This window comes from Paenibacillus forsythiae T98, assembly GCF_000520735.1.
GTDB lineage: Bacteria > Bacillota > Bacilli > Paenibacillales > Paenibacillaceae > Paenibacillus_AQ > Paenibacillus_AQ forsythiae.
Window position 1 is genome coordinate 1 of record NZ_ASSC01000478.1, and the last position, 10,962, is coordinate 10,962.

Below are 10,962 nucleotides of genomic sequence, written 5' to 3' on the forward strand. Positions count from 1 at the left end.
CCGAGGCGATTAGCGGCAATGACACGGCCCAAAGCGCCGTCGAGCAAATGCGCCAGGTGGGGCGGGCTTCCGAAGAATCGCTGGAGCAATTCCGCAAAATGGACGAGCAATCGCGGAAGATCAGCCTGATTGTGCAGAGCATTTCGGAGATCACCAAACAGATCCAGATGCTGTCGCTTAACGCTTCCATCGAAGCGGCCCGCGCGGGCGAGCACGGCCGCGGCTTCGCCGTCGTCGCCGGAGAGGTGCGCAAGCTGTCGGAGCAGTCCAGAGAAGCCACCGAGCAAATCCGCGGGTTCCTGCTGAGCCTGCAAGAGGAAATGCAGCGGTCCGTAACCGGTATGAACGAGGTGAATGCCCAGGTCGCTTCCGGCGTAGGCATAGTCGAACAAGCGGGGAGTGCATTTGACCGCCTGGCCATCCTGATCCAAAGCATCAACCAGAGCATTCAGTCGGTATCCGCAGCCGCCCAGCAAATTTCGGCGGGAACCGAGGAAGTGACCGCATCCGTTGAGGAAACCGCGCAAATCACTTCCAAATCGCAAGCAGGAGCCGATATACTCGCCGATAATTACCGCAGCCAGCAGAAACAGCTTGATGGACATGCCCAAACGGTCGAGAATTTATACGAGCGGACGCTCAAAATGCAGGAAGCGGTCCGGAAGTTTAAAATTTAGCTCAGCTTCCATAAACCGTCCGATCCGCCGCAGCGCCTCGGCCAGTTGGCCGGACGAAGCGGCATAGGAGCAGCGGATATGCCCCTCCCCTTCGGGTCCGAACACGGAGCCGGGCACAACCGCGACGCCGGCTTCGCTGAGCAGCCGAAGCGCGAACTGCTCTGACGTCAGGCCGGTTCCGGCAACCGACGGAAATGCGTAGAAAGCGCCGTCCGGTATATGGCAGGGCAGACCTATCGCATTCAGCCCCTCCACGAGCAGGGAGCGCCGCGCGCCGAAGGCGGCCTTCATCCGGTCTTTGGCCTCAAGTCCGCTCCGCAGCGATTCCAGGGCGGCAATCTGCCCCGGAACCGGAGCGCACATGGCCGTGTACTGGTGGATTTTGAGCATTGCGAAAGGCAGCTCGCCGCTCGCGCAGACATAGCCCACCCTCCAGCCAGTCATCGCGAACGCTTTGGAGAACCCGCTAACCAGAATCGTTCGCTCCTTCATCCCCGGCAGCGAAGCGATGCTGGCATGACGCTCTCCATAGGTCAATTCGGCATAGACCTCATCCGAAATGACCATCAGATTATGCCGGACGGCAAGCTCCGCGATCGGCTCCCAATCCCCGCGGGTCATCACCGCGCCGGTCGGATTATTCGGATAATTGACGATAAGCGCCTTGGTTCGCGGGGTAAGACTCCGCCGCAGGGCCTCGGCCGTCAATTTGAAGCCCTCCTCCCGCTTCGTCTCTACGGGAATAACGGTTCCTCCGCTCAGCGTGACCATCGGAGCGTAGGCGACATAGCCGGGTGACGGAATAATTACCTCGTCCCCCGGTGAAATAACCGTCCGCAGCGCGATATCCAGCGCCTCGCTGCTGCCTGAAGTGACAATGATCTCCGCGCCGGGATCATAGTGAAGCCCGAACCCGGCGCTTAAATAACCGGCGATTTCATGGCGGAGCTCCGGCAGCCCCGCATTGGAAGAATATCCGGTCTCCCCCCGGTTCAATGCGCGGATACAGGCTTTCCGGACCGATTCCGGCACCCGGAAATCCGGCTCGCCGACTCCGAGCTGAATCAACTCCCGGTCACCCGCCGCTTTCTCGAAGAAGGCCCGGATGCCCGAAGGGGGCAGCTCCCTGACAGCCTGACGAATCCATTCACCGGACATGCTCGGGCACCCCTCTTTCCCTCAGCGAAATTTCTCTTTCCGCCGATATGCCGCCCATAACTGCGCCAACTTTCATTTTTCCCGCCATCTTTCCCGCTCCCTTTCCTTCACCTGGATATTCCTGCCGCCATCTTCCCTGACGCCTATTTATTCTGCGCCGCCTCCGCTTGATCCGGTCCCTTCATCAACTCGTACGCTGCCTCCCCGATAATAGCGATTCCCTTACGGATATCCTCATCGGCCACTCTGGAGAAGCCCAGGCGCAGCGTGTTCCCGCCGGCTCCGTCCGTATAGAAATTGTCCCCCGGCGTGAAGATCACGCCTCTTTGCGAGCAGGCCGCCAGCAGCTTCCGGGTGTCGAAGCCCTGCTCAAACGCCATGAACAGATGCAGCCCGCCGTCCCCCGACAGGGCGGAATAAGGAACCCTCTCCCGGCAGCATGCAAGCGTCAGCTCGTATTTCCGTTTATATTCGGCCCGCGCCTTGCGTAAATATTTTTCCAGATTTCCGTTATGCAAATATTGGTACAGCAGCGATTGGTCGAGCGTCGAGGTGTGAATGCTCCGTGCCCGTTTGACGCTCTCCAGCGTGCCGATCAGCCGCCGGTCCCCAAGCACCCAGCCCACTCTCAGTCCCGGAAACAGCACCTTGGAAAAGCTTCCGATATATATGACGCCGTTCCCCGCCCCCGCCATGGCCGCCAGCGGCGCCACATGCGAGCCGGAATAGCGCAGCTCCTCATTGAACCCGTCCTCGACGACGGGAATCCGGAAGCGGTTCATCAGCGTCATCAGCTCCAGCCTCTTTTGCAGGGAGGTCACGATGCCCGTCGGATTATGGTAGGACGGAACGAAATAGGCCAGGTCGTACTCCCCTTCCGCCAGCGCCTGTTCCAGCCCCCCGATGCTGATGCCGTCCCGCTCCATCGGAATGCCCGTGATCTCAAGGCCGTGCAGCTTCAGATTCTTGATCGCCGTATTGTGGGTCGGGTTCTCGCACAGCACCCTGCCGCTTTTCTTGCGGATCGCCGACAGCACGATGTCGAACCCTTCGGTGAAGCCGCTCGTAATCAGCATATCTTTATCCCGGGTATCCACGCCCTTGCGGGCCATATAGTCCATTAAATAGTCGATCAGCGGCTTGTAGCCCTTCGCGTAGCCGTAATTCAGCAGCACATGGCCCTCCACGGCCATCCGGTCCGAGAAAGCGCGCCTCACGCTGTCCAGATCGAACAGCTTCTCGTCCGGCGCGATGCTTGTGAACGAAATGGTTCCTTTGGCCGCCCGGATGCCGCGCTTCATGAGATCCAGCTCCTCCGCCAGCAGGGCGTAATCGCTGAAGCGTTCGCTCCAGTCCAGCTTGGCGCAGCCGCTCCCGCTCTCCTCTTCGGCGGCCCGCACGGGCGTGACCGCAGCAGCGAAACTGCCCTTGCCCTGTACCGTATAGGCGAACCCGTCCTCCTCAAGCTCCGCATAGGCGGAGATGACCGTATTGCGGCTGACGCCGAGCAGCCCGGCAAGCTCTCTGGTCGCGGGAAGCCGCCGGTCCGCCTGAAGCGCCCCCTGAACAATCAGCCGCTTCATGTAATCCTTGACCTGGAGATAGACCGGGCGCCCCTCCGCAAGCTTGAAATCATTGAACATGCATGTATCTCCTCCACCGTTATCATGGCATATTTGCGGAGGCAAAAAAAGAACCGCACACGCGGCGATTTTCGCCGGGCGCGGTTCTTCGTGAGAAAGATATTAAGAGTGAATTTCCTGTGCTTGTTGAACAGGCACATCTTGTTGTTTTGAGCTTAAGTTAAAAATGACATTTAATAGAATAGCCGCCAAGCTGCCCGTAATGATTCCATCGCTGACAATAATCCGGATGCTTTGAGGCAATTGCGCAAATAAATCGGGAACAGCCGTAACACCAAGGCCTAAAGAAACGGAGCAGGCCACAATCAGAAGGTTGGATTGCTTGCTAAAGTCAACGGCTTGCAGCATTTTTATTCCCGACGAAACGACCATTCCGAACATAACGACCGTTGCTCCGCCAAGTACGGAGGCTGGAATAATCGTCGCGAAAGCGGCAATTTTCGGAATAAGCCCCAGGAAGATCAGAATCCCTCCGGCTGCAACAACCACATTGGTTGTTTTTACCTTTGAAAGCTGTACAAGTCCCACATTTTGAGCAAAGGTGTTGTACGGGAAGGCATTCACGATTCCTCCCAGGATAAAAGCCAGGCCCTCAGCGCGGTATCCCCGTGCCAAATCCTTTTCATTAATAGGCTGTTCACAAATTTTACTCAAAGCAAAAAATACACCCGTTGATTCGATAATGACAACTGTACCTACAATGATCATCGTGATAATCGGGCCTATTTCAAACGAAGGCACTCCAAAGTAAAAAAGCTTAGGCAAATGAAACCAGGAGGCATCCTGTACAGCGGAGAAATTAACCTTACCCATGAATGCAGCTGCAATCGTTCCGGCAAGGATTCCAATGAGAACAGAAAGAGATCGTATGAAGCCACGAGAAAAGCGGTTAAGCAGTAAAATAAAGATGAGAACGCCAAAAGAAAGCGCTAAATTCTGAAGACTTCCAAACTCCTTGCTGCCAACGCCGCCCGCCATATTTCTAATTCCGGTAGGGATTAATGCGAGGCCAATAATGGTAACAACCGTACCGATGACAACAGGAGGGAACAGCTTGACGATTTTACTGAAAAACACAGCGCACAGCACGATAAAAATACCGGCGGCGATAATCGAGCCGTAAATGGCTGTAACCCCATATTGTGAACCAATGGCAATCATCGGCGTCACAGCGACAAAAGAGCTTCCCAACACAGCCGGCAGACCAATCCCTAAATATTTGCCTTTACGAGCCTGAAGCAATGTTGCGATTCCACAGGTCAATAAATCAATAGAAACCAGATACGCCAGCTGCTCCGCCGTTAAATTTAATGCCCGTCCAACAATCAAGGGTACGAGTATCGCTCCGGCGTACATAGCTAGAACATGCTGCAGCCCAAGCGAAAAAACCCTCATCCTTCTTGTCTCTCCCATTCGAACCGGCCTCCCAAAGTTTAAAATTAAGTAATTAAAAACCATTTTATATGATTTCACATTATATGCGCTGTACACTAAATTTACATTAGTCGTCCTGTATATTAGTCATCATGTCTAAAGATCCTTGGATATTATGTGTGTGTTAAACAAAAAAGTAATAACCTCCTTCATTGAGTGTTATATGATATAACATTAAGTGGGAATATTGAACATACCAGATTACTAATGATATATATAGTAATACGAACACGTAATTTGCCCTTTTATATCCTTTATACGGAGGTATGGAATATGCTCTTTATCGATAATACGGGGATTACGGACCCGACCATCAATCTGGCCATTGAGGAATACGCGCTGAAATTTCTGCCTATGGACGACAGCTATTTGCTTTTTTATATCAACAGCCCGTCGATCATTATCGGCAAGCACCAAAATACAATAGAAGAAATCAGCCAGGAATACGTCAAGGAACATAATATCAAGGTGGTGCGGCGGCTGTCCGGCGGGGGCGCGGTCTATCACGACCTCGGCAACCTGAACTTCAGCTTCATCACCAGGGACGACGGCGAATCGTTTCACAACTTCCTGAAATTCACCCAGCCAGTCATCGACTATTTGCGGAGCATGGGCGTTAACGCCGAACTCAGCGGCCGCAACGATCTTCAGGTCGGGGAGCAAAAGATTTCCGGCAACGCCCAGTTCTCGACCCGGGGGCGCATGTTCAGCCACGGCACGCTGATGTTCAACCTCAATCTGGATGATGTGCAGGCTTCGCTGAACGCGAATCCGGAGAAATTCAAGTCCAAGAGCACGAAATCGGTCCGCAGCCGGGTCGCCAATATCAAGGAGCGGCTCGGAACGGACATGACCATCGAGGAATTCCGCGCGGGTCTGCTGCGGTCGATCTTCGGGATGGAGCCTGACCAGGTGCCGCAGTACAAGCTCAACGCGGAAGACTGGCTCCACATCAACAAAATCTCGGAGGAGCGTTACCGGAACTGGGATTGGAACTACGGCAAGTCGCCGAAGAGCAATGTCAAGCATGCGGTCAAGTTCCCCGGCGGAATCGTCGATATCCGGATGGAAATCAAGGACGCGCGGATTGAGGAAATCAAGATTTACGGCGACTTCTTCGGCGTGGGCGATGTGGCCGATGTGGAAGACGCGCTGCGCGGCAAGCGGTACGAGCAGGAAGAGGTCCGGCAGGCGCTCTCCCGCCTGGATCTGAAGCATTATTTCGGCCGCATTGAGCCGGAGGATGTGATTGGTTTGATTTTTCTGGAGGAATAGCAAAGGCATTAAATGACTTAACTTAAAGGTCATGGAGAGCAGCCCAAGATAGATATTTACTGGGTTGCTCTTTATTTTGCTTAAGAGAATCCATTCTTTTTCAAAACCCAGCGCCTTGTTAATGCGTTATTCCCCGTTCCCATTGATAGTCTTACTCTTCAATTTACATATAAGAGTTACGCACCCTTCTTGTTGGCATGGTTGCTCGACACTTCCATGATACCAAACAAGCAAGGTGTTTTTTGTCAATAAGGGAAAATACATTGAATTCTTCTTACAGCCCCAAAGGATTCAACTGATAACTAAGGTGAGGAAGTTGAGTTAATTATATCAAATAATTTACAATATTTAAATTATGATATATATTTAATACATTATTGAATAATTAATACATAATAAAGAAAATGAGAGGGGGAATTAATTTTATGAAGAAAAAAAGTGCTTTTATTGCGACATTATCTTTAGCTATGGTAACAATAGGGATGACTGCTTCTGCTTCACCAAGTACAACTCAGGAGAATGCAGTTGCTGAATCTAGTGTAATTGAAAGTCCCATTAGTAATCCTTTTATCGAAGATCACTTGATAAGCCCATCTGTTATTGATATTTCCAACCCCATTGGCGATACCGTAACGGGAGGTGCAGTTGTACAAAAATACTTTACTGTAAATGCGGGATATGGTCATATTAAACTTTTAATGAAAAACTATAGTAGCCAATCAGTTACTGTTAGTCTAACGCATAATTATACTGGAATAGTATATTTTTCTAGAGTGATTTCCGGAAAAGGATCTCTAACATGGAAGAATTTCGAAGAAGGTTACGAACAAGGCATGCGTGGTGGAGGCTATACGCTTCAATGGAGTGGTGGCGGTAGTAACGTTAATGGAGAATTTTTTGGAAAAACTGGTTCATCCATTTCCGACGTTACAAATTAATTCAAGTTTTGCTGTTGAGGAAGCTCCCGATTCCAGCTCTCCCGCCTGGATCTGAAGCATTATTTCGGCCGGATCGAGCCGGAGGATGTCATTGGATTGATTTTTCTGGAGGAACAGGCCGCAGAATAATAAGGAGCGCCCTGCCATAAATAATGGCGGGACGCTTTTTTCACAGCAGATTTAGATTAACCGCTCCGTATTTACGTATGCGAACAGGATAGATGGGATCAGCGCCAAATGATTTCATATATTCCGTATAGGAGGCCGTTGACTCTTTCGGCAGCAAGGCCATAATCACACCGGCGAAGCCTCCCCCATGCACGCGGCATGCGCCCCGGCCGATTCTCTTGATGAACCGTTCGGTAAGAGCCAGATGTACCGTTACCCCTTGGGTCCCGGGAGTAGAATTTGAATAACAATTTTGCAGCCATTTCCAGGAGGAATTGCCGGATTCATTAACCAGCCTCAGGAACTCGTCCCCATTATCCTTTCTCAAAGCTTCGACCTGTTGATCCACCCGGCTGTTTTCCTCATAAAAATGCAGCGCACTCAGAAGTGCCCTGTCTCCCACGCTCTCTCTGAGTTCCGCAAAATGCTTCAACACCTCGTCTATACTGAGGTCACCGAGAACCTCTGCGCCAAGCTTCCCTGCCACCGCCTTCATTTCAGTAGGGATGGAAGAGTACTCTTCGCTTAAATCGGCATGGTTGGCTCCTGTGGGGATGATTAGCAGCTCATAATTTTTGTCAATGGCTTCAAAGTTCAATTTCTGGATAGACGGCGATTGGCCGTCTTTGAAATCGATGGTAATCAGTCCGCCATAGCCGCAGGCGATTTGATCCAGCAACCCCGACTGCTTGTTCCAGTTCGTATTTTCCGCATATTGGCCTATCTTGGCGCATGCCACAATATCTATTTCGTTATGCCTGCTGCGCTAATCACATCGCTCGTTATACAAACATTGAAGCCTCCAATGCGGTAACCGAACTTTTCAAAACCGTTGAGTATGCCTTCTACGATCCGGTAAGTGCCCGAAGCATTCTCGGATTCTTCTCTCCGGGTAAGATCAACCGTAAAATCCTCGGCGTAGGTCAGACTTTTTACGCGGATTTTATTCTCCGTATTTTGCTCCGCAACGCCTATACAATCCATATTTATGCTGGCCGCAATCACTTTGCCTAAATTGTGATCCGTATGATTTCCGCTGATTTCACTGCGGCCAGGCGAACTGAACAGATAGACATCGGTTCCATCAAATCTTTGGGTGTACTCGTTAACCAGGGAAGTGTATCTTTCGATTTGAGAGAAGAGCGCCTCCTGGCTCTCTCCATAAAGGTCTATTAACCTTTCCTTGAATATCTCCGAATCAAGTAACTGAAATGTATCCGCTATAGATGGCATGCTGCCGTTCCTCCATTATTGATAAAGTTGCTCACTTAGTAGAAGATAACCTATAGTTGTATTTTATTACATGGAAAAAAGTTACTCTCTCATGGATTATTATTACAAATCATCCTTTTACCGCCGAACCGACCGTCATCGCGTTCTCGACCTGTTCGCTGAAGAATAGATAGATGATGACCATCGGCAAGCTCGCAATCGTCATAACCGCGCCCATGCCGCCCCAATCGGTGCTGTACTGCCCCTGGAAGAAGAGCAGTCCGAGCGGGAGCGTCTTCATCGCTTCGTCGGAAATCAGAATATAGGCGAGCATGAATTCGTTCCAGTTGCTAAGGAATTGGAAAATGGCAACGGTTGCGATAGCCGGAGTTACCACAGGCACGATAATCTGGAGGAACATCCGGTAAATATTCGCTCCGTCCATGCAGGCCGATTCCTCCAGCTCGCCGGGGATACCCTTCATGAAACCGTAAAATATGAGGCATGAGAAGGGCAGTCCGATGGCGACATAGGGCACGATCAGCGCGCCGTAGGTATTCGTCAAATGGAAGTCCCTTACCAGAATGGCGAGGGGAATCATAATCACCTGAAGCGGCATGAACATGCCGATGGTCATATACAATCTGACGCTTTCGCGGAACCTCCAGCGCATCCGGGCGATGGCGAACGAGAACATCAGCGCAAACAAAATAATAAGCACGGTAGACACCGACGACACGACAAAGCTGTTCATAAAATAGCGCGGAATATTGAACTGCGACCAGGCCGCCGTATAATTCTCGATCCGGAAATGCGTCGGAAAGCCAAACGGGTTGGTGACGAAAATTTCGTCGTTGTTTTTCAGCGAATACGAAATCATCCACACCAGCGGGTAGACGGAAATTACAAAATAGATCCATAGCGGGGTCTGAATCAGTACCGCTCTCAGCTTCTTCATATTGCGCTCCTTCCTGGCCGGACAACGCTCGCTTATGCTTCGTTCCGGTCAAACGTCTTGTTGATAATCACTGTCGCCAGTAGAGACAAGCTGACCAGCACAACGGAAACGGCGCAGGCATAGCCATAGTTGCTCTCCATAAAGGCGTAGCGGTAAATCATGTACGTCAGGGTATAGTTGCTCGTTCCCGGCCCGCCGCTTGTCATAATCAGCATTTGCACAAACGCCCCGATTCCGGAGGTAATGGCAACGATCAGGCAGAACTTGTACGTTTCCTTCATCAGAGGGATCGTCACCTTGCGGTGCGCCATCCATTTGGAGCAGCCGTCAATTGTAGCCGCCTCCATATACTGCTCGGGAATGGACTTGACGCCCGCGTACAGCAGGCTGAACTGATAGCCCATGAACTGCCAGGCATTGACGAACGCAATCGCGATAATGGAAACGGTCGGCGACGTGAGCCAGTTCTGCTGGTAAGGAATATGCAGCGCGTTAAACAGGCGGTTAATCAGCCCGTGGGCCGGGTCATACATCGCGATCCACAATTGGCAGACAACGGTGACGGACAGAACGACCGGGATAAAATAAGACGTCTTCAGCAATTTGCGCCCCTTGATGCGCGGATCGGCGCAGGCCAGCGCGAGTACGGTTCCAAGCCCGATCTGAAACACCGCAAGCACAAGCGCGAAGATAAGGCCGTTGCGAAGGGAAGTAATAAGCAGAGGGTCCTCCAGAAGCTCCCTGTAGTTGCCAATCCCGTTCCAGGTTGCCGTGCTTAACCCGTCCCAGTTAAAAAAGCTTCGGTACACGGTCTGAAGCACCGGATAAATAATGACGACGCTATAGATGAGCAGGGCCGGCAGCAAAAACAGCGCAATCGCTTTTTTATTACTTAAATATCTGTTCATGCAGTATGATTCCACTCCTTTTCTTCAGACAGCGGCCCCCTGTTCCCCAGGGAAGCCGGAGGCTGCTGAACGCACAGACTTGTCTTGATCCCTGTTATTTATTCTCCTTGCCCAGAATGCGGTTAATGTTGTCTGTAAATTGCTTCACGGTAAATCCGCTGACCAGCAGGTTTTGAGTATTATCATCTACGGCATTTTTAATCTGCACATTGTTAACCGCTGTCGCGTAGCTCTTGACGTTCGGCAGAACTTCGTCCGCAATCCGCTTCATCATCGGAGGCACTTCGCCGGTCATGGGCTTGTCGACCTTGACGGATACGATCGGGCTGCCCAGTACGGTATACTTGTATTCGCTGTATTTTTGCGCCAGGAAGCTTGCCACTTTCACAGCCGTTTCCTTGTTCTTGCTGCTTGGGGATACCGAGAATCCGCCGGGAGAGCCTGCGCCGTTGATAAAGCTTTTGCTGCTCTCGTAAGTCGCTTCATCCTTGGCCGGCATGTACATCCAGTCCACCTTGTCGCCCAGCTTCTCCGTGCTGCTGTAAATCTCCCATTGGCCGTTGATGAACATGGCCGCCTTGCCCGAATAGA

11 protein-coding genes are annotated in these 10,962 nt (G+C 51.5%); 3 read left to right on the forward strand and 8 right to left on the reverse strand.

All coding sequences use genetic code 11. From position 1 onward, the window contains the following. The coding region (locus L692_RS0115200) for a methyl-accepting chemotaxis protein (RefSeq protein WP_025701017.1) at window positions 1-677 on the forward strand (677 nt) is incomplete at its 5' end. Here the strand turns inward: L692_RS0115200 and L692_RS0115205 are convergent. From L692_RS0115205 to L692_RS0115220, 3 genes are all read right to left on the reverse strand, one after another. Next, window positions 624-1,835 (reverse strand): aminotransferase class I/II-fold pyridoxal phosphate-dependent enzyme, encoded by a 1,212-nt coding sequence (locus L692_RS0115205; protein ID WP_025701018.1) that lies wholly within the window; start codon window positions 1,833-1,835, stop codon window positions 624-626. The two genes, L692_RS0115200 and L692_RS0115205, sit on opposite strands and share 54 nt — an antisense overlap. A gap of 143 nt (window positions 1,836-1,978) precedes the next feature. Further along, window positions 1,979-3,478 (reverse strand): aminotransferase-like domain-containing protein, encoded by a 1,500-nt coding sequence (locus tag L692_RS0115215; RefSeq protein ID WP_025701019.1) that lies wholly within the window; start codon window positions 3,476-3,478, stop codon window positions 1,979-1,981. Window positions 3,479-3,580: 102 nt separating this feature from the next. After that, window positions 3,581-4,891 carry a nucleobase:cation symporter-2 family protein gene (locus L692_RS0115220; protein WP_025701020.1) on the reverse strand — a complete coding sequence of 437 codons (1,311 nt, stop codon included), beginning with the start codon at window positions 4,889-4,891 and terminating at the stop codon, window positions 3,581-3,583. Between the two features lie 294 nt (window positions 4,892-5,185). Between L692_RS0115220 and L692_RS0115225 the strand changes: the two genes are divergently transcribed. Together L692_RS0115225 and L692_RS30675 are read left to right on the forward strand one after the other, a co-directional pair. Then, entirely contained in the window at window positions 5,186-6,187 is a 1,002-nt protein-coding gene (locus tag L692_RS0115225) for a lipoate--protein ligase (protein ID WP_025701021.1), read from the forward strand. A gap of 425 nt (window positions 6,188-6,612) precedes the next feature. Further along, window positions 6,613-7,125, forward strand: a complete 513-nt coding sequence (locus L692_RS30675) for a hypothetical protein (RefSeq protein ID WP_025701022.1) — start codon at window positions 6,613-6,615, stop codon at window positions 7,123-7,125. A gap of 169 nt (window positions 7,126-7,294) precedes the next feature. On the opposite strand, the gene L692_RS32795 is transcribed toward L692_RS30675, so the two are convergent. From L692_RS32795 to L692_RS32805, 5 genes are all read right to left on the reverse strand, one after another. Further along, entirely contained in the window at window positions 7,295-8,032 is a 738-nt protein-coding gene (locus tag L692_RS32795; RefSeq protein ID WP_198027765.1) for a hypothetical protein, read from the reverse strand. Window positions 8,033-8,037: 5 nt separating this feature from the next. Continuing rightward, window positions 8,038-8,526, reverse strand: coding sequence for a galactokinase family protein (locus tag L692_RS32800; RefSeq protein WP_198027766.1), 489 nt, complete (start codon window positions 8,524-8,526; stop codon window positions 8,038-8,040). A gap of 109 nt (window positions 8,527-8,635) precedes the next feature. Next, the gene (locus L692_RS0115240) at window positions 8,636-9,463 is read right to left on the reverse strand and encodes a carbohydrate ABC transporter permease (protein ID WP_025701023.1); all 828 of its coding nucleotides are present in this window, start codon (window positions 9,461-9,463) and stop codon (window positions 8,636-8,638) included. Between the two features lie 32 nt (window positions 9,464-9,495). Next, a complete protein-coding gene (locus L692_RS0115245) occupies window positions 9,496-10,371 on the reverse strand; it encodes a carbohydrate ABC transporter permease (protein WP_025701024.1) in 876 nt (291 codons plus the stop codon). A 94-nt stretch (window positions 10,372-10,465) separates the two neighbouring features. Continuing rightward, a partial coding sequence (locus L692_RS32805; protein WP_025701025.1) for a hypothetical protein occupies window positions 10,466-10,962 on the reverse strand: 497 nt, incomplete at its 5' end.